The organism is Prosthecobacter sp. SYSU 5D2 (genome assembly GCF_039655865.1).
Taxonomy (GTDB): domain Bacteria; phylum Verrucomicrobiota; class Verrucomicrobiia; order Verrucomicrobiales; family Verrucomicrobiaceae; genus Prosthecobacter.
Map to the genome: position 1 here is coordinate 97,120 of NZ_JBBYXL010000005.1, position 26,893 is coordinate 124,012.

The following is a 26,893-nucleotide window of genomic DNA, read 5'->3' on the forward strand; positions in this document are numbered from 1 at the left end:
CGAATAGCTTTTGCTGGAACATTAAAGCGCATTTCGGGCAGCTCGCACGATTGAATTATTTAATTCAAACCGCGTCCCTTTAAATCTCCCCTCTTATCTACCCCCACGATTGAACTGCATGCATAAAGAAGGAATTGCCATCATTGGTATCGGTTGCCGTTTCCCCGGCGGAATCAACGACGTCGAAGCATTTTGGAAACTGTTGGCGGAGGGAAGGGATGCAGTATGCGAAGTTCCGGCTGACCGATGGAACATTGAACGGTTCTATGATGCGGAGCCGGGACTGGCTGGCAAATCCATCGCCAAACGCGGCGGATTTTTGGATAACATTGACCAGTATGATCCGCAGTTCTTCGGCATCTCCCCCCGCGAGGCCCCGTATGTGGACCCGCAGCAGCGGCTGGTTTTGGAGACAGCCTGGGAGGCCATCGAAGATGCTGGCATTGTGCTGGATCTGGAAAAGGGCACCGACATCGGGGTGTATGTGGGCGTTTCCCACACGGACTACCAGGTCATCCAGGGCACGCCATTTGATTCCGCCGGCATCGGCGCGCACTCCTCCACCGGCAGCGCGCATTCCATCGCGGCTAACCGCATTTCGTACTCTCTGAACCTGACCGGCCCCAGCGTGGCCATGGACACCGCCTGCTCCTCTGCACTGACGGCAGTACATGCGGCCTGTGAATACATCTGGACCGGGCGCGGCCATACGGCCCTGGCCGGCGGCGTGACGGTGATGATCACCCCAGGCGGCTTCATCGGCTTTTCCCAGGCTTCCATGCTGTCCCCGGACGGCATGTGCAAAGCCTTCGATGCGGATGCCAATGGCTTCGTGCGTGCCGAAGGTGCAGGCATGGTCATGCTGAAAAGCCTGTCCAAAGCGATTGCAGATGGCGACCCGATCCAGGGCGTCATTCTCGGCACCTCCACCAACCAGGACGGCCACACCAACGGCATCTCTTTGCCGAGCCCCGAAGCCCAGGCGCGTCTCGTCAAGGACGCCTGCATTGATGCTGGCATCAGCCCTAGCGAGGTCGGATATATCGAAGCCCACGGCACCGGTACCGCCGTCGGTGATCCGATTGAGGCCACCGCCCTTTCCGAGGCCCTGTGCGCCGACCGCGCGGAGGATCTGCCTTTGGCCATGGGATCCGTCAAAACCAACCTCGGCCACATGGAAACCGCCGCCGGCGTGGCCGGTCTGGTCAAGGCGCTTCTGGTACTGAAGCACGGCAAGATCCCGCCGAGCCTGCACTACAAGACGCCGAATCCGCACATTGATTTTAAGGCGCTGAAACTGCGCATCCCGACGGAGATGGAAGACTTCCCGGAAAGCTATGCCGTGCGCATGGCCGGGGTGAACTCCTTCGGTTTTGGCGGAGCCAATTCCCACGTCATCGTCGCGGAAGCGCCTAACAAACCGCATGTCAAGCTGCCTGCCTCCGCCTTCGAGCGCCCGTGGCCGCTGGTGCTTTCCGCCCGCTCCGAAGAGGCGCTGAAGGCCACTGCTTTCCGCCTCTCCACGTGGCTGGAAGATCATGAAAAATCCAACGGCACCTCACCGGTGCTGCCGGACCTTTGTTATACCCTCGGCGCACGCCGCAACCATCATCAGCATCGCCTGACGATGGTTGCCCGCACGTCTCATGAGGCCATTGCCACATTGAATGCCTTTGGTGTCGGGCAGGAAGTTCCCAGCGTGCGCAGCGGCTTCTCCCCGCGCCGTGAAAAACCCGCCCGTGTGGGCTTCGTCATGAGCGGCCAGGGCCCCCAGTGGTGGGGCATGGGCCGCGAGCTGATGAAACATGAGCCGGTCTTCCGCAATGCCATGGAAACCTGCGCCGAGGCGCTGAAGCCTTGGACAAAATTCTCGCTGCTGGAGGAACTTGCCCGCGATGAAAAGGATTCGCGGATGAGCCAGACCGAGGTGGGCCAGCCAGCCATTTTCGCCATGCAGGTTTCCCTTTCCGAGCTATGGAAATCCTGGGGTGTGCAGCCGGACGCCATCGTCGGCCACAGTGTGGGTGAAATCGCCGCCGCCTGTGTGGCCGGTGTGCTCAGCCTGGAAGAGGGTGCCAAAGTGATTGCCCTGCGTGCGCGTTTCATGAACGAATGCGCCCGTGGAGCCGGCACGATGCTGGCCGTGGGTCTGGATGAAGACGCCGCCCTCGCCGCCATCGCCAAGCATGACCGTGTGGTCAGCATCGCCGCCTTCAACGGCCCGCGTTCCCTGACACTCTCCGGTCCAAAACCCGCCCTCGAAGCTATCCAGGCTGACCTGGAGGCGGACAATGTTTTCGCCCGCTTTGTGCGTGTGGACCACCCCTTCCATCATGCTTACATGCAGCCTGCTGCAGATGAGCTGGTGGCCGCGCTGAAAGACCTGAAACCACGTGAAGAAACGGTGCCGTTTTTCAGCACTGTCACCGGGACCAAAATCTCCGGTACCGAATGCGATGCCGGCCACTGGGGCCGTGGCATCCGCCAGGCGGTGATGTTTGCACCCGCCGTGGATGCACTGGCTGATTTCGGTGTGGATGTGTGGCTGGAAATCACCGCGCACCCTGCCCTTTCCCTCTCCATTCAGGAATGCCTCGGCGCCCGCGGCATGAAGGCCCCCGTCGTGGCCTCCGCACGTCGTGACCGCGAGCATGAAGCCATGCTGGAAGCGGCACTGGAGCTTCACCGCGCCTGCGTGGACCTGGACTTCAAGGGCATGACGCCCTCCCGCCATCAGCTTTCCCTGCCCACCTATGCCTGGGACAAAGCCCGCTGGTGGAATGAATCTCCTGATTGGCGCGAAGGCCGTCTGGGTGCCGGAGGCAAAGGCCTGCTGGACATCCGCCTGCCACGCGCCACCCCGACGTGGATCGCCCGCCTGGATAACCGCCACATGGCCTTCCTGAAAGATCACAAAGTGGACAGCCACGTCATTTTCCCTGGGGCTGGTTTTGTGGAGCTCATCCTGGAAGCCGGCGCGCAGTACTTTGAAGGCCGTCCGTTCGCCGTTGAAGACTTTGAAATTCGCAAGCCTCTCATCCTCACGGAAAACCCGTCCGGCGTGGTGCTGGAAGTGACGTATGAGCCGAACGAGCGCACCTTCACCATCCAAAGCAAATTTGACCAAGGCGCTGCCTGGTCTGTGCACGTGGTCGGGTCCATGCGCGGCGAGCGCACCGAGTCCAATTTCAATTCCACCACCTGGGAAGGCGCCACCGACGGCCTCACCTCACTGGACGTGACGGACTTCTATCAGCACATGAGCGACCTCGGTCTGCGCTATGGCGATGAGTTCCGCCCGGTGCGCGAGCTTTGGGCCGCTGGTGGCAAGGCCGCCGGGAAAGTCTCGCTATCGGAAAACATCGCGCATCGTGCCGGTGAATACTGCCTGCATCCGGTGCTGCTGGATGGTGCCCTGCACACCTTCTCCGCCGGATCCAAAACGGTGGAAGACCGCAAGGCCAAGATGAAGCTGCCTGTGCGCTTTGGCCGCATCCTCTTCCTCAAATCCCCCGGTGCCGTCACCCATGTGCAGGCCAAGGTGGTGCAGTTCAATGAGGAGTTCATCGAAGGCAACATCGGTCTCTATGACGCTTCCGGCCAGCCCTGCGTCCTGGTGGACGGATTCCGCGCCATCAGCATGGCCGCTGCCCGCCGCGCCGGAACCACCGGCACTCGCGATCTCCTTTATCACGTGGACTGGGAGCGCACCGCCACAGCAGGCACTCCTGCCCCGCTGGCTCCCGTGCCGCTGGAGGAGCTTAAACAGGCTGCGCAGAAGACATTGGAAGAAGTCATCTCCGTCCGTGGCAAGGCCAAACTGGAGGCCACCATGGCCGCCGAAGACGACCTCGCCGCCGCCCAGATTGCCCAGGGTCTCAGCCAGATGGCTGAAGGGCTGAAGGACAAGGATGTCTGGACCGTGGAGACCCTCAAGGTCGCTGAGCCGATGCGCCGCGTTTACAAACATCTGGTTAACGATCTGGCCAATCGCGGCCTGCTGGAAGCCAAAGGCGACGGCCACGTGCCGACCGCCAAGTTTGCCGCAGCCGCCGAATCCGCCACAGCGGAACTGAACAAGTTCATCTCGCTGCATCCCGGCCACCTGCCGGAAGGCATGCTCTGCACCATCACCTGCGCCGAACTTGGCCCGATTCTTCGGGGCGAAAAAGACGCGGTCCAGGTGCTCTTTGGCGGCTCCAACAGCGACCTGCTGGACCAGTTTTATGGTGACGGCCTGCTTTCCAGCCACTGGATGGCTGCCATCACCAGCGCGGTGAATGAAGCCGCCCGCAAGCTGCCGGAAGGGCGCGGTCTGCGCATCCTGGAAGTGGGTGCCGGTACCGCCGGTCTCAGCTCCTACCTGCTGCCGCTGCTGCCACGCGGCCTGCATTCTTATACGTTTACTGACGTCTCCGCCGGGTTCTTCTCCCTGGCCGGACAGAAGCTGGCGGCTTTCCCGGAAGTCGAATACAAGGTCTTCAACCTGGAACAATCCGGCCTCAACCAGGGCTTCGACGCAGACAGCTACGACCTCGTCATCGGCACCAACGTCATCCATGCCGTGGCCGATGTGCGCGCCACATTGGGCTATATTCACGAACTGCTCAAACCCGGCGGCAGCCTCGTCTTCATGGACGTGGCCACACCTCAGCTCTGGACGGAATCCGTCTTCGGCCTCACCAGCGGCTGGTGGCATCTGACCGACCGCGAGTTGCGCCCGGATCAGCCCCTCATGCAGCGCCCGCAGTGGGAGTCTGCCATGAAAGAAGCGGGCTTCGCCGAAACGACCTCCATCCCCGGTCTTACCGGACCGCGCGGCGGGGAAGGCCAGATCGGCCTCTTTGGCCGCAAAGCCTGGACGGAAGCCGTTTCCGCTCCGGCGGCCGCCGAACCAACGATTGAACAAACACCCGCCCAGTCCTGGCTCATTTTTGCCGACAATGGCGGCCTCGGCGACAAGCTCGCTGCCCAGCTCAGCAGCAGCGGGACGCGCGTACGCATCGCCCGTCGTGGCGCCAAGTATGCGGTCAAGGGCGATGAATACACCCTGCGTGCCGATACGCCGGAAGACTGGATGAACCTGGTCACGTCCTATGCAGACGATGCACCGCCGGACCGCATGACCTACCTTTGGTCCCTGGATGAACCGGCCGGCAAAGGCGAAGGCGACGCCGCCCTCATGGGCATTGACGCGCTTCTGCACTTGACGCAGGCCATCGAGAACACCACGCCGGCGGCCAAGCTGCGCATGGACCTCATCACCCGCGGTGCCCAGCCTGCGGGCCAGCGCATGGGCCTGACCAACGTCGCCCAGGCACCATCCATCGGTGTCTTCCGCGTGATCCTCAGCGAGCATCCTAACTTCGCCTGCCGTGGCCTGGACCTTCCGCCGGAAAATGCCGATGCGGATATCGCCATCCTTTGGCGCGAGCTGCATGAGGAGCACGGTGAGCGCGAGATCGCCATCCGTGGCGAAGCCCGGTATGTGCAGCGCATCAAGCGCGGCCTGCCCGTGCAGGAAACCACGCTGGACCGCAACATCCCCCTACGCCTGGAATCCCGCGAACGCGGCATGCTGGACACGCTGAAGCTGACCGCATTCTCCATGCCCGTCTGTGGTGACGGTGAAGTGCTCATCGAAGTGAAAGCCGCCGGCATGAACTTCCGCGACGTGCTCAAAGCCCTCGCCCTTTATCCGGCGGAAACACCCGATGCCCGCATCTTTGGTGACGAAGTGGGCGGTATCGTGGTCGCCGCTGGCAAGGACATCAAACACGTCGCCGTCGGTGACCGTGTCTTTGGTTTGGCCGTCTATGGCCTGTCCACCCACACCCTCGCCCGTGGTGGCGATGTGGTGAAGATTCCGGAAGGACTGTCCTTTGAAGATGCGGCCACCATTCCTGTGGTCTTCATGACCTCCTGGCACGCTCTGAACAATGTGGCCCGCATGCGCAAGGGCGAGAAGGTCCTCATCCACGCCGGAGCCGGTGGTGTCGGCATGTCCGCCATCCAGATCGCCCTGCATCTGGGTTGCGAAGTCATCGCCACCGCAGGCAGTGCCTCCAAGCGCACCCTGCTGAAGACTATGGGTGTGAAACACGTTGTTGATTCCCGCCGCGCCGACTTTGCCGACGCCGTCATGGAACTCACCAACCGCAAGGGTGTGGATGTGGTGCTCAATGCCCTCGCCGCTGAAGCCATCCCGATGGGCCTTTCCTGCCTGTCCGAGTTTGGCCGTTTCATCGAGATCGGCAAACGCGACATTTATTCCAACTCGCGCATTCCTCTGTGGCACTTGCGCAAGAACGCCTCCTTCCACGTCATCGCCATGGATGCCGTCTTTGGCGGAGACGAGGAACTGACACGCAATTTGTTAGGCGAAGTCGTGGAGCTGGTGGATAAAGGCGCTCTGCGTCCTCTGCCCTTCCGCGCTTATCCGGCCAGCCGTGTGGATGCCGCCTTCCGCCTCATGGCGGCTGGCAAGCACATCGGCAAAGTGGTGGTCACTTTTGCAGACGCCTTTATCAACCGGCGCGGCGAAGCTCCGCTGCCAGGCTTTGAAGTCAAAGCGGACGGCACCTACCTCATCACCGGCGGTTTTGGCGGCTTCGGCCGTGTGCTGTCGGAGTGGCTGGTGGATTGCGGCGCACGCAACCTGGTTCTCGCCAGCCGCAGCGGTGCCTCTACGCCGGAAGCCAAAGATTTCTTGAAGTCCCTGGAAGCCAGAGGCGTCAACACGCAGATCGTCAAAGCAGACTCCGGCGAACCGGCGGACGTGACGCGCATGCTTCAGGAAATCGAAGCCGCTGGTGTGCCGCTGAAAGGTGTCTTCCACCTGGCCATGGTCATTGATGATGCGCCAATGGGCGTGCTGAACCGTGAGCGCATGCGCACCGTTCTGGCCCCGAAAGCGCTCGGTGCCTGGATGCTGCATGAAGGCACGCTGGACCAGAACCTGGACTGCTTTGTCATGTTCTCCTCCATCTCCAGTGTCTTCGGCAATCCGGCCCAGAGCAACTACTCCGGTGCCAATGCCTTCCTGGATTCCCTGGCCCATCACCGCCGTGCGCTGGGCCTGCCCGCCCTGACCATCAACTGGGGCGTGCTGGGTGGCGAAGGTTACGTGGCCCGCAATGAAAAAGTGGCCGAGTTCCTGGCACGCCAGGGCACCTCCGCCATCACTCCTGGCGAGGTCGTCTCGCTTCTGGAAACCTTCCTCAATGCTGGCTCCGCCCAGGTGGCCTCCATCCGCGTGGACTGGGCCAAATGGCGCCAGTCCTTCCGCGGTCTGCAGGAAAATCCGCTGCTGGAGCACATCTTCGCCTCCGGTGTGGAAAGCGCCGAATCCGGCGGCATGACCGGCGACTGGCGGGCCAAAATTGACGCCGCTTCGGCGGATGATCGCGCGGGCATCATCGCCCAGGCGCTGCGGGAAGTCGTTGGCTCCGTGCTCCGCGTCAAAGCGGACAGCCTGCGCGATGACCAGCCGCTGACGGATCTCGGGCTCGATTCCCTCATGGGCGTGGAGATTGAAAACCTCATCGAAAGCACCATCGGCGTGGCCCTGCCACCGACCAGCCTCATGCGTGCCCGCACCATCGGCCAGCTTGCCGCCCTCATCGGCGAGCATCTGGGCGGCGGCTCTTCCACAGGTGCAGCCAAGCCTGCGATTGCTCCGGCCGTTGTCGAGGCCCCCACCTCCGTGGACGAAGTGGATCTGGACGCCATCTCCGATGACGACATCGCCAGCCTGCTGGATGATGTGACAGCGGCTGAGGAAACCCCGGCTCCCGCTGCCAAGGCCGCACGCAAAGCCGGTGCCTGAGCCGATGTCATTGAAAAATGTCCCAAGACCTCCGAGCCAACCTCAAACAGTGGCTGGCCAGCGGCGAAATCCGCCTCCAGCCACTGAGCCTGCCCCAGCGTGAGCTGTGGGAAACCTCCCCCATCGCCCCCGGCGACATCGGCAATCACATCTGTGCTTTCATCGAGGTGAAAGGCAACATCACCGCCGAGGACTGCCGTGAGGCCATCCGCTTGGTGGTGGAGCGCCAGGAGGTCCTGCGGCTGTCTTTTCTCCCTGGCAAGGAGCAGCCCTTCCAGATGATCCGCAAGACCGGCACCGTCGTGATGAATTATCGTGAGCTGACGCCGGAACAGTGCTCCAAAGAAGGTTTGGAAGAGGTGATGAAGGAGATCTTCAACCAGCCCTTCGACATGCTGCGCGGCCCCCTTTACCGGGTGGAGATGCTTCAGCGTGGACCGGGGGAACTGGTGCTCGTATTTGCCATCCACCATGCCATTGCCGATGGCTGGACCCTGGGCGTCTTTGTCCAAGAGCTGGCCGGGGCGTATATCCAGAACAAGATGAACGGCGGGGGCTCCCTGCCGGAGGTGGAGATGTCTTATACCGCCTGGGCCGCTGCGGAACGCGCCACCTGGCAGCCGGCGGAGATTGAATCCAGAACCGTATTCTGGCAAAAGCATCTCGCTGACACCGTCCGCCTCTGGGACCGTCCTGCCGATCCCAGCCAGCGGGCCGGCAAGCTGACCTATTGGGCCGCCAGCATCCCGCCAGAACTGGTGCGTGAAATCCGTGCCGTGGCCAAGACTACCGGCACCACTCTTTTTAACACCTTGCTCACCGCCTTTCAGGCCACCCTGGCCCAGTGGACCGGCAAGACGGACATCGTCGTCGGTACGCCCGTGGCCAACCGCACACGCCAGCAGGCCAAGGAAACCATGGGCTACTTTGCCGGAGTCGTGCCGCTGCGCGGGAAAGTGGATGCCTCCCAGACCTTTGCTGCCGCCGCCCGTGCCGTACAGGAGACCAGCATGGACTGCTTCGCCCAGGCCATGCCCTTTGCCGAGCTGGCCAAGGCGCTCGGCATCTGTCAAGAGGAAGGCCACAACCCCATTTTTGATGTCCGTTTTGCCCTGCAAAATCATCCGGTGCCGGACATCACCCTGCCCAGCCTGTCCTTTAAACTGCGCATGCGCTCCACCGGCACCGCCCGCTTTGATCTCGCCTGTGAAATCACCGAGGATGGGGATGAATTTGAGATCGTCTGGCTTTACCGCCCCTCTCTTTTCCTGCCGGAAGATGTGCAGGAATTGAACCGGCGATACCAGACCCTGCTGGAAAACGTATCCCGTTCACCCCATAGTCCGCTTTCCGCCGCCATGGCCTGTTGATGATGAATGCCGCCAACCCATCCTCCGACCCTCTGGACATGAATGTCAAAGGTGACCTTGCCGATCCGCATGAGCCGCATTGGATCAGCCGCTCCGCTTTTCAAATTTTGGTTTTTATCCTGGCTGGCATCCATGCAGTACTCTTTGCCGCGCTTTATTATGAAAATTGGTGGCTGGCTGTGCCAGTGATCCTGCTGGCCGGTCATTTTATGCATGGCGTCTTGATCGGTTTTCACGAAGCATCCCATGGCCTGCTGAGAAAAAACCGCACGTTCAATGAATTTGACGGCGTCCTGATCGGCACACTCGGCCTCTTCAGCTTTACCCTGTACCGGGTCGTGCATCAAAAACATCACATGTATCTGGCCACAGAAAAAGATGAAGAGCTATGGCCCTTCAATGACCCCAGCAAGCCCCGCTGGTTCCGCTGCACGGCGGCGTTTCTGGAGCTGACGGTGAGCCTCTTCTCCACCCCCTATTTGTTTTTGCGCTGCTTTTTTGCCAAGGACACCACTATCCGCAGCCCGCGTGTGCGCAAGCGCATCTGGAAGGAACTCATCGGCACGGTGGTCTTCTGGACCCTTGTCGTGAGTATTGTTGCCTGGTTCGACCTGTGGAAGTACTTCCTCTGCATGTACCTGATCCCGGCCATGCTGGCGGCGAATCTGCAAAGCTGGCGCAAATATGTGGAGCACGTAGGGTTGCGCGGTACTAGTGCCACCGGGGCCACCCGCAGCATCGTCAGCGAAGGCCTGGCCGGCCGCCTGCTGGCCTTTAGCCTGCTGCATGAGCCTTTCCATGGTCTGCACCACCGCCATGCCGGATGGCACCATTATGAACTCCCGGCTCACGCTCCCGAGCTTAATCCCCAAACCCCGGAAGAAACCACTCCGTATCCGAATTATCGCTCAGCGGTGATGGATCTCCTGCGTTGTCTTGCAGACCCCAAAGTGGGTCCCCAATGGTATCGCAATGAAACATCGGCCCAGCCATCCCCCTCCCCTGCTGCGAATACCCTGACGGCCTAATCTGGACATAACTGTCAGTAACCGTCGTTATACACGCATGAATTTCCTCCCCCGTCCCGCCGCCCCAAACCCGGCCTCCGATACGCCGGTCTATGAGGCGCTGGATCTAAAAAAAGAATACGACGGCGGCCAGGTCCAGGCCCTGCGCGGAGTGAGTTTTAATGTCAATGCGGGTGAGTTTGTGGCCATCACCGGCCCCAGCGGCTGTGGGAAAAGTACCCTGCTCCAGATGCTCGGGGCTCTGGACCGCCCCTCTTCAGGCACCCTGAATTACCGGGGGAAATCCCTGCCGAATGATGTGGAGCCTTCCGCCTACCGAGCCCACCAAATCGGCTTCATCTTCCAGGCCTTTCATCTCCTGCCAACGTGCACCGCTGTCGAAAATGTGCAGATCCCCATGTTCGAAGGAAAGCTGGGCATGAAACAGCGCCGCGAGCGTGCGGTGGAATTGCTGGAGCAGGTCGGCCTTGGCCACCGGCTGGATCATTATCCCGGCAAGCTCTCCGGCGGTGAAAGGCAGCGCGTAGCCATCGCCCGCAGCCTGGCCAATGCTCCCTCCGTCCTTCTCGCGGACGAGCCCACCGGCAATCTGGACAGCACCAATGCCACCCATGTGCTGGACCTCCTGGTGAAGCTGCATGAGGTGCAAAAGATGACCCTCATCATGGTCACCCATGACATGGAAATCGCCCGCATGGCCGGACGCACCCTCCTCATGAAGGATGGTCACATCATCTCCAACGGCCTCAACAAGAGCGCCTCATCCCCCAATTCCGAAGCTGCTGCCGTATGACTTTCTTTTCCATTGTCGTACGCGGCCTATTGCGCCGCCCAGTGCGCACCGCCCTCACCCTGGTGGGCATCTCCCTGGGCATCGCCGCCGTGGTTGCCCTCGTGGGCCTCTCGGAAGGTTTTGAAAAAAGCTGGCAGACAGGCCTCAAGGTGCGCGGCACCGACATCGTTGTCAGCAACATGGGCGGTGCCATGGTGCCCAAGCCCTTCAGCCCCCTCATCCGCGACCGTGTGGCCAAGATCCCCCAGGTGGCTGAGACCTGCATGCTCATGGTGGAGCTGATGAGTGTGGAGGAGGCGGAAATGATCATGGTCTCCGCCCGCGAATGGGGCGGCTTCACCTGGGACAATCTGGAGATCCTTTCCGGACGGCTGCCCAACGATGCCACCGAACAGGCCGCCGTCCTGGGGCAGACCGCCGCAGAAGTCTTGAAGAAAAAAGTCGGCGATACCCTCCAGATCGAAGCCACCGAGCTCACCGTCGTTGGTATCGTCAATGGCGGCGCACTTGTCGAAGACGGCTCCATCATCCTGGCCCTGCCCGTCCTTCAGACCATCATGTCCAGCGAGGACAAGATCAACGTCATTGATGTCCGCGCCGTGCCCGGCCTCACTGAGGAACAGTTGGATGACCTGAGCAAACGCATCACCGATGCCATCCCAGAAATCCGCGCCGTCTCCGTGGCCCACCACTTCAACAACAGCCAGGGTTTCAAAATGATCCGCGCCATGAGCTGGGGCACCTCCCTCCTGGCCGTGCTGGTGGGTGTGCTCGGTGTGATGAACACCATGCTAATGACCGTTTTTGAACGGAAGCAGGAAATCTGCGTGCTCCTGGCCATCGGCTGGAAGCGCGGCCGCATCGTCCGCATGGTGCTGCTGGAATCTGCCATCCTCGGCTTTGCGGGAGGCGTCTGTGGCATCCTTTTAGGCGTTATCGGGGTCAAGGCCATGCAGTCCACGCCAGCCCTCCGCGGCCTCCTGGAGGCAGACGTGGGTGCTCCCCTGCTCCTGACCGCCCTGCTCATCTCCGTGCTAGTTGGCGTGCTCAGCGGCCTCTACCCAGCGTGGCGCAGCTCCCGCCTTAACCCGGCCGCGGCTCTTAACGGCTGAACCGGCCACGCATTCTTTGCGTACAAATTGCCGTCCCCATACGAATCCTTTGTCATGAAACGCCGCTCCGCCCTTTTTACCCCCTTGGCCGCAGCCCTGACTCTGCTCGCGTCCTTTGGCCCTTCCCTTCACGCCGCTGACGGTCCTGCCCTCACCGCCGCAGACCTGGCCTCGCGCATGAATGCCATCCGCGTGGACGGCACCTCCTTTGTGCGCCTGCGCATGGAGATCAATGGCGGTGGCTCCATCCAGATCCAGGCCAAACAACGCATGACCCAAGGTGGCTCAGATGTGGTGTACCAGATCCTCTTCCCCAAGGAACGCAAAGGTGAATCCGTCCTGCTGCGCAAACCCTCCTCCGGTGCTGCCACAGGCACCGTTTACCTTCCGCCCGATACACTCAAGCCCCTCACCGCCGCTGAGATGAAAAACGGTCTCTTCGGCAGCGACCTCACCCATGAGGATGTCATGGAAAACTTCTTCGCCTGGAGCCAGCAGACCTTGGTCGGCACCGAGGACATTGGCCGCATCTCCTGCCAGATCCTTGAGTCCAAACCCTCCGTCTCCGACCGCTCCAGCTATGCCTCTGTCCGCACCTGGATTGATCCCCGGCGCATGGTGCCAATGCGCGTGGAAAAGAACAATGCCTCCGGCTCCGTGCTCGTCCGCATTGAGACGCTAAGCGTGGCCAAGGACGATCTTGGCCGCGAGGTTCCTTCCAGTGTCCACATTGCCCGCGCCGGCATCACTGGCAAAGGCACCACGCTGGACGGCTCCCGCATCAAGCATGGCGTGACATTGACCGATGCGGACTTCACTCCAGACGCTTTAAAGTCGCTATCGGCTCCCAAATAAACGAATGGACCTGTTTACCCCGGATCCCGGGCAGAATCTTTTGCCCTGCGATGGCATCGTCAACTACCACGGGCCCGTCTTCAGCCCGGAGGAAGCCCAGGAACTGAATGCTGCACTGATGCAAAACATCATGTGGCAAAACGATGAAGTCGTCCTCTTCGGCAAGCGCATCATCACCTCCCGAAAAGTGGCCTGGCATGCTGACAACGGCCTAACTTATTCTTATTCTGGAAGCATCAAACAGGCTCATCCCTGGACCCCGGCACTGATCCAGATCAAGGACACCATCCAGCAAATCAGCGGAGCCGTTTACAACGCCTGCCTGCTCAACCTCTACCACGATGGCAGTGAAGGCATGGGCTGGCACAGTGACGATGAAAAATCCATTGTTCCCGCCTCAGCCATCGCCTCCGTCAGTTTTGGTGCGGAACGCAAATTTTCCTTCAAGCACAAACGCAAGCCTGAGGCATTGTCCCTCCTGCTTGAAGACGGCAGCCTGCTGGTCATGAAAGGCAGCACTCAGACTCACTGGTTGCACAGCCTGCCCAAATCCAAAAAGGTGACCCAACCAAGGATCAACCTGACCTTTCGGAGCATGCTCTGAATAAGCAAGGCGTGAGGGCATCCCCGCCCTCATCAGACCGCATACCGCCAGCATCAGGCCGGCGGACTGACCTGTCCGTTGTCAATTTCCCCGCGCCAGCCTTCAGCAATCGTCGTGCGCTTTTCCATCGTGTCTTTGAAGCGCTGGAGATCCCCCTGCACTTTTAGGGATACAAGGCCCAGCACATCCCCCACTTTTTCCAAAGTGCCTTCAGGCTCATAATTCAGGATCAGCGTGACCAGGGTGCGCTCAGGTTCCAGGGCTTCAAAAAGCACCATGCCGTTGTTCACCGCCCCGCTGGTGCTGTGCCAGGCGATCCGGCTGTCCGGCACCTGCTCCACGATGTCTGCTTCCCAGGTTTTGATAATGCCGGCGATTTCCACATGCCAGATCAGCCGTTTTTCATTCACCTGCCGCACCGATTTCACACCTTCCATGAAAAGCGGAAAGCTCTCAAATTGTGTCCACAGATTATACACTGAGCGGATGGGCTGATCCACTTCGATAGACTTTTCGATGGTTTCCATGGCGGTGTCATTTGGAGGTTAGGCGCAGGTTAGTGCGCTGATTCTGCCAAAGGATTCGCTTCCCCACCTAATTTTGGCCCCCATTACTTACTCCCCCACCAGCCTCGAACCAAAGTGCCACAGCGGCCCGATGACAAACCAGACCATATAGCTCAGGGCCAGCACCAGCAGCCCGTCCATCCTCCCTTCACGCGGTTCGCGGACCTGCCGGAGCAGCTGCCATCCCAGTGCCAGTGCATGTCCCAGAATGGCCATCGTTACCACCAGCGGAGCTTCCCTGGCAAACAGCATCAGCTGCACCGCTGCCGCCAGTCCCGTGCAGGCACACGCCACCATCGCTGCCGCCCGCCTACCCAGCCCGACTGCCAGCGTGCGTTTTCCCACCGCCAAGTCCGCCTCGTAGTCTGGAAAACCCGCCAGGATGATGGAAGGCAGAATGGCCAGAAACATCGGGGCAATGAACCGCCACGGTATCTCATCCCCCACACTGCCACCTTGGGAAACATAGCCCACCATCACCACGAGGGCACTGTGCGTGAAGGCAACGATCAGCTCTCCGAAACCACGATACACCAGCTTCATCGGCGGTGCGGTATAACCAATCCCCATGATGCCGCCCAAGAGCAGCAAGGCACTCATTTCCAAGCCCGCGCCCGGTGTCATCATCCATAAACATCCGGCCAAAACGACCAGTCCGGCCATCACCATCAAGCGCGCCCGCTTCACCTCCGCCACGGTCAGATGCCCGTCCACCAGCATCCGCGAGCCACCAGTCATGGGTCCGCTGTTGGCATTCGCTGTGTCCGTTTTCAGATCGTGGATTTCATTGGTCAGCACCGTGATGAATTCCAGCGCGGCAGCCCCCAGCAGAGCCACTGCCAGTACCGCCCACGACCTCTGCTCCGGATAAGCGCTCATCCCCGCCAGACCACCTGCCGTGACAGCCATGGCCGGAAAGCCATAAAACTGCAAACGCGCAATGCGTAACCAGTTTTTAAACCTCACCATGGGCCGGGTGTAAAACTGATGCTCCAGACTTTTGCCAGCCATCTTGCTCTCCGCCAGCCACCCTGACCTCCTCTCTGCCGTGGAAGTTCTTATCGGTCCGAAGAGAATCACCTGCGTAGGTCCTATACCGCAAAAGCCCAGGGTCGCATCCCGCAACGCCCGCACTGCCGGTGATCCCAGCAGCCAGCGGAAAATAAAGTGTGGCGTATCCAGGGTCAGAATGATCGTTGCCGTCCGCCCTTTCAGCAGTCCTTCCCAGCCTCCGTCAGGCCTTTCAGCAAAGGCGAATCCCGGCTTCAGCACCCGGTCCAGCCAGCCCTTAAGCAGTGCAGGCATCGTGCCCCACCACACCGGGCACACCACCGTCACATGCGTGGCCCAGGTCAGGCAGCCCTGGCTGGTCACCACATCTCCTTCCAGTTCCTGCCCCACCTCATCCCTGTCAAAGGCGAGATCCCGCAAGGCCAGAAACCTCACCTCCTGCCCGCATTCCCCCGCCCCGTTGTAAAAAGCTTCTGCCAGGCTGTGGCACAGGCTGTCTGCCCGTGGATGTCCGTCTATAACCAGCACCCGCTGAGGCCCTCTGGCCGGATGGCGTGACGTTTCAGACATGGGGAAAACAGGTGATAAAAAATCCCGAAGGGCGTTTCCACCCTCCGGGAGATCTGTGTTTATCGAATGTTAGACCAGGGGATAGACCACCGGCTCATCCTTCACTTCGCCCGGCTTGCGGCCGGCACGGTCCCACGCTGCGCGGGAGGCGGCCTTGGCCTTCTCCCATTCCAGCTTGGATGTGCCACGGGACTCATTGTAGTCACGCTCCAGCTCGGCCTGGGCCGCGTCGAAGTCCCGCCCTTCTGCTGCATGCTTACCGTATCCGGTATAACCCGTACGATAAGCAGGCGCATAGTCGTCATACGTCAGATCTTTGTCATAATAGGCCTCATTCTGGTAGCGGTCACGCCAGTAGGCTTCCTCCGCGGTCGGGTCAATGGCCTCTGCCACGCCCTTGCCGATCAGCCCGCCGGCCACCGCTCCGACAGCCGCGCCCACAGCAGCGCCCACAGGCCCTGCCGCCATGCCGATGGCAGCTCCCGTCGCTCCGGCTGTGGCCGCACCTACGCCCACACCTACAGGGTGGGCTCCAGGTGCTCCGCTGATGGGATCACGGTTTTCATCTTTGTTCTCGATAACAGGTTTAACAGTAGGTTGGGTAATTGTACTCATAACAACCGGTATTCGCCCCGGCGGTTTGAGCTGCGCGTGTATGAATCCTTTTCATTCTTCCGTTACGCCCCCGACTAACGCCGTTGTGCTTCATCGCACCTGCAAAGCCGCCACTTCATTTTCCTGCAAATGCCGCCACTTCCCCTTAGCCAGATCTCCCAAAACCAGGCTGCCGATGGATACCCGCACCAGCCTCATCACCTCGATTCCATGCGCATCCAAAATACGCCGGATGTGCCGGTTGCGCCCCTCATCCAAAGTCACGTCTAACCAACTGTTCTTCACACCGATGCGCAGCACGGAGACCTTGCGCATCCGCAGTTTCTCCCCGCCATCCACCACCCCGTCACGGAGGCGCTGCAGCAGTTCATCATCCACCAGCCGCGCCACCTGCACATGATAGTTCTTTACCAAATGGGTTTCAGGATCCGTGATGCCATGCGCCCAGGCATTGTCATTGCTGAAAAGCAGCAGCCCTTCACTTGCCTTGTCCAGCCTGCCCACCGGCGACAGGTGCGGCAGTCCGGCTCCTTCAAAGCAGTCGTAAACCGTCGCCCGTCCCTCCTCATCGCTGGCCGTGGTGACCAGTCCGCGCGGTTTGTTCAGCATCACATACACCCGCTTCGCTGCCGCGACGGAGGCTCCCTGCACCTGTACCACATCCCGCTCCAGCAGCACCGGCTGCTCCGGATCCCGGCAGATGCGCCCGTTCAGCATCACCTGTCCCGCCCGGATGAGTGCAAAACCCTGGCTGCGGGAGCAGTGTCCCAACTTGGAAAGAGCACGGGCCAGTCCGGTGCGTGTCATGGAGTGCAATCAGGAGAGCCAGTATCAACAAAAAAAGGCGGGCTCACAATGGAGCCCGCCCGGGATCAACAAAAAATGCGGTATTGATCAGGCCTGAAGAGCAGCCTCATCAATGTTGACCCGACGACCATCTTTGTCGAAACGAACACGCCCGGCGACCAGGGCGAAAAGGGTGTGGTCACGGCCGATGCCGACATTCGCGCCAGGGACCCACTTGGTGCCGCGCTGGCGGATGATGATGTTGCCGGAGATGACGCTCTCACCACCGTACTTTTTCACGCCGAGACGCTTGCTGTTGCTGTCGCGACCGTTTTTAACACTACCTTGACCTTTCTTATGAGCCATAAAATATTCCTCCTTGGGGGGGTGAACTGTTTGAAAATTATGCGTTGATGGAGACGACCTGCACGCGGGTCAGCGGCTGGCGGTGACCTTTGGTCAGGTGGTAGCCCTTGCGCTTCTTGAATTTGAAGGCGGTGACCTTAGGAGCCTTGAACTGCTTCAGTACCTTGAAGTCAACCGTGGCACCAGCAACGGTAGGAGTGCCGATTTTGAGGTCTGCACCTTCACCGGCGGCGAGCACCTGGTCGAAGGAAGCGGTTTCACCTTCAGCAACTTCCAGCTTCTCCACGTCGAGGTATTCACCCACGGAAGCTCTGTATTGTTTGCCACCAGTTTTGAAGATTGCGTATGCCATAACGTTGTCTGCTGAAGTTTTGTCTCTGCCTGCCGCGCGGAGTGGTCTCAAGAGACCAAGTCTTCCGGCATCGGGGGCGACGATCATGCCACAGGTCACGCGCCGGGCAACCGAATTTTTGAGGTTTTCCGTTTTCCGCCGTGAAATCCCCTCATCTTTCAGATACGTTTCAAAAAGCCTCGGCAGACGTTGACATCGTCCCAGCTTCCCTGATATTACCGGTCAATTCATGGCCTACGAGTCACGCTCATCTTTTTGCCGTCTTTTCGCCCTGGCTTTGCTGGCGTCAGCTATTGCTTCCTGCTCCTCCGTCAGTGTGGGTCCTGGAGGCGAGATTTCCAAGGTCAAATATTACCACCTGCATCCTGGTAATCCCGTCAGCACAGTGGATCCTGCCGTTCAGTTTGAGCGTGATTACCTGCTCTTCGGCGCAGTGACCAAGGCAGAGGTCACCGACCGCTTTGGCCATTATTACACCATCTTCTGGAAAGCGAATGACCGCAGCCAGCCCGTCACCGTACGTTTTGAATACCGCCAGGCCAATACCGGGCTTGAGGCCAGAGCCGTAGAACAGGAGGTCACAGACCTCCAGCGCACCAACAGCACCAAATTTCAGGTGAGTGGCAGTGAATATAATGCCGCAGGACGCGTCACAGCTTGGAAGGTTACTCTCCTGCGCGGGCAGGAGGAACTGGCCAGCCAGCAGTCCTATCTCTGGAACTGAGCCCCCAGCTTCAAATCCCCCCCAATGAATCTTCCGCTCGAATCCCCCGTCTGGCAACGTGCCGGCCGACATTGTAGTGTCGGCATTGCATCTGCTCACCGTTTTCAAGCGAACTGATTTCTAACCAACTTTTCTCTGCTTGCCGTGACCCCCCCATCCACCATTCTTGTAGGCCGAATAGGCAAGCTTTTTTGGCTTCGGGTTGAAGGTCGCGGCACCTTCCAAAACTCTGTCCAGGTCAAAAAAGCTCTCCAGGCAGTCGTTGCCAACGGCACCCATGATCTCGTTGTTGATCTGGAGCGCTGTCCCATGATGGATTCCACCTTCCTGGGCACCCTCACAGGAGCCGCCCTCCAGCTCCGCGAAAAAAATGGTGGATCCCTCAGCGTCCTGAACGCCAACGCCCGCAACCTGCAACTTCTCACCGACCTCGGGCTGGACCACATCATGGAAGTGGACAGCGCAGGCAATGCCTGGCCGGAAGAACGGGAAATGGCCTGCGCCCAGCTCGCCACTTGCAGTGAAAAAGGTGCCAGCAACAAGATCGAGCACACCCAGCATGTGCTCATGGCCCATCAAACTCTGGCTGACATGAGCAACATGAACGAAGGCCGCTTCCGCGATGTCATTCATTTTTTAGAGAAGGAGCTTGAGGAACAGCCAGAACTGGCCACCTCCTAGCAGTGCAGGCAATCATGCTTGATGGCCGTCCGCTGCCATCATCTGCCTTCTCCCCGCTCCCATGATCAGCATCATCATCATTATCGTGCTGAGCCTCCTGCTGGCCGGGGCTGGCATCGCCCTGGTGCTGATCTCCAAAAAGAAAGACCAGGCCATTTTGGCACTCCTGCAGGAGGAGCAGGAAATCGTGGAGGAAGAGCGCCGCATGTTCGGCTTTCTACATGATCTTGGCGAGGCCATCACCCGCGAGGACAGCCATTCCGCCATGTATCGTCTCATTGTCGAAGGAGCCATGCGCGTCCTCAAGAGCAATGGCGGCGCCCTCTACCTCCTTGACCCGACCGGTAAATCCCTCGTCCCCCGTTTTCATTCCGACCATTGCGCCCCCCTCATTGACCTGCCGGAGCGCATCGCCGCCATGGGCAAGACCAACCCCTCCGCCCTCCTCAGCTTTCTCCGGCTTCATTCCCTGCGGAGGGATGAAAGCGTCGTCGGCGGCGTCTTCTCCACCCAGCGCCCGGAAATCATTGAGGACCTCCGCAAGGACAGCCGCCTCAAAAACGGCAGCAGCTTTCAAAACAACGTCACCGTCCTCATCGGCCCCCTTAGCTTTGGGCCCAAAAAACTCGGCGTCCTGGCCGTTACCTCACCCAAAGGAGCCCGCATCTACAAGGCCAACGACTTCGAGGTCTTCAAATCCATCGTCGAGCAGTCCGCCTTCGCCCTCGCCAATGCCATGGCCCATCAGGCCGCTTCAGAAAAAAAACAGATCGAGGCCGAGCTCCGCGCCGCCAGCGACATCCAGCGCATCCTTTTGCCAGACCACAATCCCGTCCTGAATGGCTACACCATCGCCGGACGCAACATCCCCGCCAAGGTTCTCAGCGGCGATTATTACGACTACATCCCCCTTGCCGATGACCGCCTCGGCGTCGTCATCGCCGACGTCTCAGGCAAAGGCACCGCTGCTGCCATTATCACCGCCATGTGCCGCAGCATCCTGCGCAGCAATGCCGCCAGCAGCCACTCTCCCGCCGCCGTCCTGGCCGCCGTCAACCGCCAGCTCTCACCGGACATCCGGGAGGACATGTTTATCAGCATGATCTACATGGTTTTCGAGCCTGCCACTGACACCATCACCCTGGCCCGCGCCGGCCATACCCTCCCCCTCATCTGGCGCCAGGCCTCCGGCAAGGTGGACAGCCTCCACAGCGGCGGCCTCGCTGTCGGCATTGACAAAGGCGACGTCTTCGAGCGCGTCACCAAAGACCTTACCTTTCAGATGCACCCCGGGGACTGCCTCCTGCTTTATACCGACGGCATCAATGAAGCCCTGGATGCCAAAGGCCTCGAGTTTGGTGAAGAGCGCATCCACACCACCCTCGCCACCTTTGCCCCCCACGGAGCCGCAGGGATTGTGGATGGCATCGTCGCCGATGTGGACAAGTTTCTCGGCGGCAAGCGGTCTCACGATGACATCACCTTGATTGCCCTCCAGAAGGAGGCATAATACCCGCCCCCACGCTCAGCAGATGTCTGCCGCGCTGCGCATCTGCCGATGCTGGTCCCTCTCTTTATCCAAGCCTTAACCCCTGAAAACCAACCCTGACATGTCCGAGCCGAGTCCCACCCCAGAGACCCAGCCTGAAATCCCAGAGTCCCCCGTCACCGTGGAAACCAACCCGGAGGCCGAAGCCGTGACCGAACCCGCCCCCCCGGCAGATCCCCTGGAGGCCGCCCTGGCCGAGGTCACCCAGTGGAAGGATCTTGCCTACCGCAACGCCGCCGAGCTGGACAACTTCCGCAAGCGCGCCACCCGCGAGGCCCAGGAAACCCGCGCCTTTGCCAATGCCGACCTCCTCCGCTCCCTCTTCCCCATCCTCGACAATTTCGAAATGGGTCTGGAAGCCGCCCGCGCAGAGTCTGAAAAATCCATGATCTTTATGGGCATGAGCATGGTCCACCGCCAGATCACTGACTTCCTCCGCGAGCAGGGCGTCCAGGAAATCGAAGCCCAGGACAAGCCCTTCGATCCTAACCTCCACGACGCCGTCTCCCAGGAAGTCAGCCCGGACGTCCCAGAAGGCACCGTCATCCGCGTCACCCGCCGAGGTTACAAGCTCAAAGACCGCCTCCTTCGCGCCGCCAGTGTCATCGTCTCCGGCACCCCCACACAAGCCGCCTAAACCACCCCTCCCGTCTCCTTCACTCCCATCATGGCAGAAAAACGCGATTATTATGAGGTATTGGGCGTCTCCCGTGACGTCTCTGCCGATGACCTGAAAAAAGCCTACCGCAAACTGGCCGTCAAATTCCACCCCGACAAAAACCCCGGGGACAAAACCGCCGAAGACAAATTCAAAGAAATCGGCGAGGCCTACGACATCCTCAGCGACGACCAAAAACGCGCCGCCTACGACCGCTATGGACACGCCGCCTTCGCCGGTGGCATGGGCGGTCCAGGGGCTGGCGGTGGAGGCGGCTTCCACGACCCCTTTGACATCTTCCGCGAGGTCTTCGGCGGCGGCGGTGGTGGTGGCAGCGGTGTCTTCGAAAGCTTCTTCGGTGGCGGCGGCGGTGGCCGCCAGCAGCGCCGGGACGGCCCCCAGCGTGGTAGCGACCTCCGCTACGGCCTGGAAATCAGCCTCGAAGAAGCCGCCAAAGGCTGCGAGCGCGAGATCGAATACGAGCGCCTCAACAGTTGCAAAACCTGCTCCGGCAGCGGTTCCGCCAGCGGTGGTGGCAAAAAAACCTGCCGCACCTGTGGCGGCGTCGGCCAGGTCATCTCCTCCCGCGGCTTCTTTCAGATCCAGCAGACCTGCCCGGACTGCAGCGGTTCCGGTGAGGTCATCAGCGACCCCTGCAAAGTCTGCTCCGGCACCGGCCGCTCCAAAGAGCGCACCAAAATCCGCGTCAAAATCCCCGCCGGCATCGAGGACGGCTCCCGCCTCCGCTCCGGTGGCAATGGCGATTACGGCAGCAAAGGCGGCCCTGCTGGCGACCTCTACATCGTCGTTCAGATCCGCCAGCACGAAATCTTCGAGCGGGAAGGTGACGACCTCCACTGCCAGATGCCCCTCAGCTTCTCCACCGCCGCCCTCGGTGGCGAGACCACCGTCCCCACCCTGGAAGGCAAGGCCACCCTCAAAGTGCCCTCCGGCACCCAGAACGGCACCACCTTCCGCCTCCGCGGAAAAGGCATCAAAACCCTCGGCGAAGAACGCCACGGCGACCTCTACGTCCACGTCCAGATCGCCGTTCCCACCAAGCTCAACGCCGAGCAGAAGGCCCACCTCCAGGCCTTCGCCGAATCTTTTGGTGAGACCCACTCCTCCACCATGGAAGAAAGTTTCTTCGAAAAGGCCAAAAAGTTCTTCAAATAAGCCCCCGCTCCAAAGCGTAACCCTTCATTGAACCCAGATTTCCCCTCTTTATGAATCCGCCCAAAATCACCGCCTACCTCAAAACCTACTGTGGCTGGAGCGAAGGCGTCCGCGCCATCTTCCGCAAGTATGACCTTCCCTACGAGGAAAAGGACATCATCAAAAACCCCGCCTTCCGCTGGGAGATGGAACAGAAAAGCGGCCAGCCCCTCAGCCCCTGCGTCGAGATCAACGACACCATGCTCGCCGACATCAGCGGCGAAGAAGTCGAGCGCTGGATGATCTCCAACAACCTCCTCCAGCCGGACGATACCCCGCCCGACGCACCCATTGACTCCGCCTGCACCGACGCCCAGCACGCCGCCATGGCCGCCGGCCAGGTTGGCAAGATCAGCTTCATCAACTGATTCCCCCTCTTCTCCCAGGCTCCCGCCTCGTCAGGCAGAGCCTGGGCCAAAAAGACTTGTCATTCACCAAGGTTGACACGACCCCGGACAAGTCTTATAGACACCTCTGCTCTCTGAGCAATGGCGAGGTAGCAAAGTGGTAATGCACTGGTCTGCAAAACCGGTATGCGCGGGTTCAATTCCCGCCCTCGCCTCCACTTTCATTTTCAACGAGTACGTTTGAAAATCTGAAAAGTCTCAACGCCTGTCTCACGTGGTTACAGAAATCACCGTTGGGAAATGGTCACTGTTTTTCGACGTGGATGCTCGCTACGTTAATAATAAGCGCATCTTGGGTTGAAGATGCATCTACCGTGCCGGCGACAACAACGGTGCTCAGTTCCTTCAGTCCACTGAACCCGCGCAGGCTTGTCCTGAGCAATTTCCCATTCTCGCCTTTCACCTGAATGGTAGCCGTTCCGGCTTTCAGTTTTTCCGGACTTTCACAACAGTAGTCCCAGGGAGTTTTACAGGAATCGGCAGGATTTGCGTCGCATGGCACAATGGACTTTTCGTCTGCCAGGACCGCAATGGCGGCTTTGTCCATCAAGGACATGGCTCGGCCTCCGATCCTTCCCCTCACGACAATGGCTTCGCCCGCTTTAGCCGTTTGCCGTGCTTTCACCACGCTCAGCGCACCGGAAGGAGACTTGACCGTCAAAAGAGAATCAGGAAGCTGGTCAGCAGCGCGGCTCATCGGAGCGGCCAGGAGAATCAGAAGGATGGAAGCGAGTGTTTTTTTCATAGTAGGTTAGGTTTGGTTTGGTTTGAGTGGATTGTGAATGAAAGTGTTCAAGCGGAGCGCAAGGCAGAATGGAGTTGGGGGTTGAGACAAGTCCAGGCAGGCGGCAAAGCTCCCAGGATAGCGAGAGCAGCGCCACCCAGGGCACCAATGCCCAATATTTCGGAAGTGATTTCCAGGGCGAAAGTTCCGATGGAAAACGAAACGGTGTAGCCATCCGCCAGCCCCATGGCCATCACCCCGGCCACAAACACCGCCAACAACGAGGCAAGCAGGCATTCCTGCACCAAACTCACCAGCAATGCAGTTCGTGTGTAGCCGATGGCTTGAAGCGTTGCCATTTCTCGAATGCGCGATGCAAAGGCTGCATACAACGTGTTAAAGCCTCCAAAGACTGCCCCAACAGCAATCAATGCGGTGGTCAGCCAGGTCATGGCGCGAATGGGCCGGTAAAAGACGGAAAGCTTTTGGTAATAGTCACTTTCTCGCATCGCCACCAGTTCCAAGTCCAGGCGCTGAAGCGTGAATATTTCCACATCGTCAAAGGTCGCCTCCCCAAGCCTAACCACCACGCAGGACAGAGTGTCCCTCTGACCAACCGCCCGCAGGTCGTTCACATCCGCCCATACCTCCCCCTCCATGACAGTACCGGGTGCTTGGAAGTGCCCCACAACGTCAAAGTCGGATTCTCCAATCCTTACTCTGCCCCCAATCGCCAGTTCATCATGGGGTAGGCCAAGCTTGTTTGCCGCGAGCTTTCCCACCATGACCTCTCCCGCGTGGGGAAAACGACCTGCCGTGAGCCGGATATCTGGATGGACCAAAAGTGCGGCAGGGGTCACTCCACGAATCAGCGCTTGCCGGGGCATTCCGCTCTTCGGCGTCAGCAGTCCGTTGTAGTGGATCTCTGCTGAGACTGCTGGCTTTCCGAGTGTGGTCTTTATACCAGGAACCGATGCGGCAAGCAGCGATGGCAAGGAGGCCGCCACCTCACTGCGCTCCACGCTTTCTTCACTTCCTGAACCAAGCACAATGACATTTTCTTCGGATCCTGAGGCTTTGATCACCCCATCCATGCCTTTAGAAAGCGCACTGGTGAGCATGAGCAGCAGAATAACAATCGCAGCCCCAAGGACAAGCTGCGTGAGCCTTGCTGGAGCGCGAAAGAGGTTTCGGACGGCGTATGAAAGCGGCAGCATTTAGGTGGATCTAAGAGATTCAACAATCGGCCGGTGGGAAGCTTTCCACGCGGGAAACAGGCTCGCCAGCAGGCCCAGAGCGAGTGCCGTGGCCAGGCCCTTAATGACAACGGCAGCATCGGGAGCAATCGCCATGGTGACGCCCTCGTTGCCAATCGTGTAACTTTGCCAGCGCAGGAACACAAAGGCAGTGGCGACCCCAACGGCACCGCCCATAGCGCCGAGCAAAATCCCCTCGATGGCCACGACCAGAGCAATGGCGCTCTGTGAAAAGCCTAGGGTTTGCAGCACCGCATTCTCTTTCACCCGTGACCTCACCACAAGCAGGATCGAATTGGCCACCAGTCCTAGCACCGCAGCCACCGCCCCCAGCCCAAGCCATCGGGTAAACCCAACGAGCTCCACCAAGGCTGCGGCAGTATCCGCAAAGAAAGCTTTTTCAGGACGGGTTCGCGTGGGCGCTTGCTCACTGCGAAAATACTCGTCAATGTCCTTGGCCACCCGATCAAGCCCGGCCCCCGGCTGCACACGAACATTGAATTGGGTCACGATACCGAGCCCTGCGTTGGAGGCTTGCTGGAGAAACGAAAGGTGTACATATCCCACATTGTTATCTTGTGGCTCATCGCTTTGAATGATGCCTGCGACATGCACCACCACACCGGCTGCGTCAAAGCGGTCGCCCACTTTTAAGCCGCGCCTGGCAGCGAAATGACGGCCCAAAAGCACTGCGTCGTTGCGCTTTTTCCAATCCTCAAAAGAACCCTCGAGAAACTCAATTTGCGGTGCATATCGCAAAAGGTTTTCAGCAGGCACTCCACGAAATGCGATGATGTCCAAGCTCGCACCGCAGTTGTTGACCACGATTTGAATCGGAATGACCTCTTTAACTCCTGAGATCTTCCGGATGCCCATTTCATAATGCTCAGGCAGCCGGCTCGTGGCCGGACAAAACCGGTTTTCCCGATAGACCACCAACGTCGTGTCATCGGCTTCGGATTGCGTCGCAAGCCGCAAACTTCGCTGCATGGTCTCCACTGTAGAAAAGAGAAACATTCCAGCAGCGACGCCAAGGATTGTCAGCGATGACCGGACCTTGTGACGGACCACCTGCTTAAAGGCAAGCGTGGCTAAACTGATGAGTTTGCCTGTCATGGCGTGTGAAATCCCTCTGGTTGAGATTCGATCAGTCTGCCTTTGTCCAGTTGCAGTAACCTGTCGGCAGCGGCAGCAGCCCTGGGGTCGTGCGTCACCATGATGACTGTTTTGCCGTGCTCGTTCACCAGTTCCCGGAGGAGCCCGAGAATCTGAGTGGCCGATTCCCGGTCCAGGTCCCCAGTCGGTTCATCTGCCACGATCAAAGACGGGTTGGCCACAATCGCCCTGGCAATGGCTACCCTCTGTTCCTGGCCGCCTGACAGTTCGGCAGGAGTATGCTGGGCACGATCAGTGAGGCCCACCAGTTCCAGCGCGGTCAGCACTCGCGCCCGCCGCTCTTGGCGGGAGAGCGATGACAGAAGCAACGGCAGTTCCACATTCTCGAAGGCCGAGAGAATCGGCACCAAATGATACAGCTGGAAGATGTAGCCAACATTCTCCGCCCGCCAGCGGGTGAGTTTTCCCCGTGACATGCCAGCAATGTTGCTGCCGCCAATGTCGAGACTTCCTGAAGTCGGACTGTCAATGCCTGCAATGAGATTTAGAAGGGTTGTCTTACCGCTCCCGGAAGGCCCCATGAGTGCTAAAAAGCTCCCTTGGCCCACATCCAGATTGAGGTCTTTTAACGGTGTAACCACCGTTGTCCCTTTATGGTACACCTTGCTAAGCCCCCGGCAGCGGATGAATGGTAGTGAATCAGGCAT

Annotated in this window: 23 protein-coding genes and 1 tRNA gene; 14 read left to right on the top strand and 10 right to left on the bottom strand. The window is 59.8% G+C overall.

Features of this window, described 5'->3' with window-relative positions:
* The first annotated feature begins 118 nt into the window (after window positions 1–118).
* From WJU23_RS09735 to WJU23_RS09765, 7 genes are read left to right on the top strand one after another with little or no spacing between them, the layout of a single operon-like run.
* Window positions 119–7,828, top strand: coding sequence for an SDR family NAD(P)-dependent oxidoreductase (locus tag WJU23_RS09735; protein WP_346332366.1), 7,710 nt, complete (start codon window positions 119–121; stop codon window positions 7,826–7,828).
* A 17-nt stretch (window positions 7,829–7,845) separates the two neighbouring features.
* Entirely contained in the window at window positions 7,846–9,198 is a 1,353-nt protein-coding gene (locus WJU23_RS09740) for a condensation domain-containing protein (RefSeq protein WP_346332367.1), read from the top strand.
* Entirely contained in the window at window positions 9,198–10,226 is a 1,029-nt protein-coding gene (locus tag WJU23_RS09745) for a fatty acid desaturase (protein ID WP_346332368.1), read from the top strand. Before WJU23_RS09740 ends, WJU23_RS09745 begins: the two co-directional genes overlap by 1 nt.
* Before the next feature lie 37 nt (window positions 10,227–10,263).
* On the top strand, window positions 10,264–11,019 hold the full coding sequence (locus WJU23_RS09750; RefSeq protein ID WP_346332369.1) for an ABC transporter ATP-binding protein: 756 nt from the start codon (window positions 10,264–10,266) through the stop codon (window positions 11,017–11,019).
* Entirely contained in the window at window positions 11,016–12,131 is a 1,116-nt protein-coding gene (locus WJU23_RS09755) for an ABC transporter permease (RefSeq protein ID WP_346332370.1), read from the top strand. Before WJU23_RS09750 ends, WJU23_RS09755 begins: the two co-directional genes overlap by 4 nt.
* A gap of 54 nt (window positions 12,132–12,185) precedes the next feature.
* On the top strand, window positions 12,186–12,986 hold the full coding sequence (locus WJU23_RS09760) for an outer membrane lipoprotein-sorting protein (RefSeq protein ID WP_346332371.1): 801 nt from the start codon (window positions 12,186–12,188) through the stop codon (window positions 12,984–12,986).
* Between the two features lie 4 nt (window positions 12,987–12,990).
* Window positions 12,991–13,590 carry an alpha-ketoglutarate-dependent dioxygenase AlkB gene (locus WJU23_RS09765; protein WP_346332372.1) on the top strand — a complete coding sequence of 200 codons (600 nt, stop codon included), beginning with the start codon at window positions 12,991–12,993 and terminating at the stop codon, window positions 13,588–13,590.
* A gap of 53 nt (window positions 13,591–13,643) precedes the next feature.
* On the opposite strand, the gene WJU23_RS09770 is transcribed toward WJU23_RS09765, so the two are convergent.
* The 6 genes from WJU23_RS09770 to rplU all read right to left on the bottom strand — a co-directional run bounded on the left by WJU23_RS09770 (window position 13,644) and on the right by rplU (window position 17,856).
* Window positions 13,644–14,117: an SRPBCC family protein gene (locus WJU23_RS09770; protein WP_346332373.1), complete on the bottom strand. Its 474-nt coding sequence runs from the start codon at window positions 14,115–14,117 to the stop codon at window positions 13,644–13,646.
* Between the two features lie 87 nt (window positions 14,118–14,204).
* Window positions 14,205–15,737: an NAD(P)H-dependent oxidoreductase gene (locus WJU23_RS09775; protein ID WP_346332374.1), complete on the bottom strand. Its 1,533-nt coding sequence runs from the start codon at window positions 15,735–15,737 to the stop codon at window positions 14,205–14,207.
* A 69-nt stretch (window positions 15,738–15,806) separates the two neighbouring features.
* Window positions 15,807–16,352, bottom strand: a complete 546-nt coding sequence (locus tag WJU23_RS09780) for a hypothetical protein (RefSeq protein ID WP_346332375.1) — start codon at window positions 16,350–16,352, stop codon at window positions 15,807–15,809.
* 90 nt (window positions 16,353–16,442) lie between these two features.
* Complete coding sequence (locus WJU23_RS09785) at window positions 16,443–17,159, bottom strand: pseudouridine synthase (protein ID WP_346332376.1); 717 nt, start codon at window positions 17,157–17,159, stop codon at window positions 16,443–16,445.
* Window positions 17,160–17,246: 87 nt separating this feature from the next.
* A complete protein-coding gene (gene rpmA / locus WJU23_RS09790; RefSeq protein ID WP_184204463.1) occupies window positions 17,247–17,504 on the bottom strand; it encodes a 50S ribosomal protein L27 in 258 nt (85 codons plus the stop codon).
* A gap of 37 nt (window positions 17,505–17,541) precedes the next feature.
* Window positions 17,542–17,856 carry a 50S ribosomal protein L21 gene (gene rplU, locus WJU23_RS09795; protein ID WP_346332377.1) on the bottom strand — a complete coding sequence of 105 codons (315 nt, stop codon included), beginning with the start codon at window positions 17,854–17,856 and terminating at the stop codon, window positions 17,542–17,544.
* A gap of 229 nt (window positions 17,857–18,085) precedes the next feature.
* Here rplU and WJU23_RS09800 point away from each other — a divergent pair, with 229 nt between their 5' ends.
* From WJU23_RS09800 to WJU23_RS09830, 7 genes are all read left to right on the top strand, one after another.
* Window positions 18,086–18,580: a hypothetical protein gene (locus tag WJU23_RS09800; protein ID WP_346332378.1), complete on the top strand. Its 495-nt coding sequence runs from the start codon at window positions 18,086–18,088 to the stop codon at window positions 18,578–18,580.
* Window positions 18,581–18,724: 144 nt separating this feature from the next.
* Window positions 18,725–19,261 (top strand): STAS domain-containing protein, encoded by a 537-nt coding sequence (locus WJU23_RS09805; protein WP_346332379.1) that lies wholly within the window; start codon window positions 18,725–18,727, stop codon window positions 19,259–19,261.
* 61 nt (window positions 19,262–19,322) lie between these two features.
* Window positions 19,323–20,771, top strand: a complete 1,449-nt coding sequence (locus WJU23_RS09810) for a GAF domain-containing SpoIIE family protein phosphatase (RefSeq protein WP_346332380.1) — start codon at window positions 19,323–19,325, stop codon at window positions 20,769–20,771.
* 100 nt (window positions 20,772–20,871) lie between these two features.
* Window positions 20,872–21,447, top strand: coding sequence for a nucleotide exchange factor GrpE (locus WJU23_RS09815; protein ID WP_346332381.1), 576 nt, complete (start codon window positions 20,872–20,874; stop codon window positions 21,445–21,447).
* A gap of 30 nt (window positions 21,448–21,477) precedes the next feature.
* On the top strand, window positions 21,478–22,644 hold the full coding sequence (dnaJ, locus tag WJU23_RS09820; RefSeq protein ID WP_346332382.1) for a molecular chaperone DnaJ: 1,167 nt from the start codon (window positions 21,478–21,480) through the stop codon (window positions 22,642–22,644).
* 50 nt (window positions 22,645–22,694) lie between these two features.
* The gene (locus WJU23_RS09825; protein WP_346332383.1) at window positions 22,695–23,051 is read left to right on the top strand and encodes a glutaredoxin; all 357 of its coding nucleotides are present in this window, start codon (window positions 22,695–22,697) and stop codon (window positions 23,049–23,051) included.
* A gap of 122 nt (window positions 23,052–23,173) precedes the next feature.
* Window positions 23,174–23,248, top strand: a tRNA-Cys gene (locus tag WJU23_RS09830).
* An 86-nt stretch (window positions 23,249–23,334) separates the two neighbouring features.
* Here the strand turns inward: WJU23_RS09830 and WJU23_RS09835 are convergent.
* From WJU23_RS09835 to WJU23_RS09850, 4 genes are read right to left on the bottom strand one after another with little or no spacing between them, the layout of a single operon-like run.
* Window positions 23,335–23,835, bottom strand: coding sequence for a hypothetical protein (locus tag WJU23_RS09835; protein ID WP_346332384.1), 501 nt, complete (start codon window positions 23,833–23,835; stop codon window positions 23,335–23,337).
* Window positions 23,836–23,882: 47 nt separating this feature from the next.
* Entirely contained in the window at window positions 23,883–25,031 is a 1,149-nt protein-coding gene (locus WJU23_RS09840) for an ABC transporter permease (RefSeq protein ID WP_346332385.1), read from the bottom strand.
* Window positions 25,032–26,186: an ABC transporter permease gene (locus tag WJU23_RS09845; RefSeq protein WP_346332386.1), complete on the bottom strand. Its 1,155-nt coding sequence runs from the start codon at window positions 26,184–26,186 to the stop codon at window positions 25,032–25,034.
* The gene (locus WJU23_RS09850) at window positions 26,183–26,893 is read right to left on the bottom strand and encodes an ABC transporter ATP-binding protein (RefSeq protein WP_346332387.1); all 711 of its coding nucleotides are present in this window, start codon (window positions 26,891–26,893) and stop codon (window positions 26,183–26,185) included. The genes WJU23_RS09845 and WJU23_RS09850 overlap by 4 nt, the downstream gene beginning before the upstream one ends.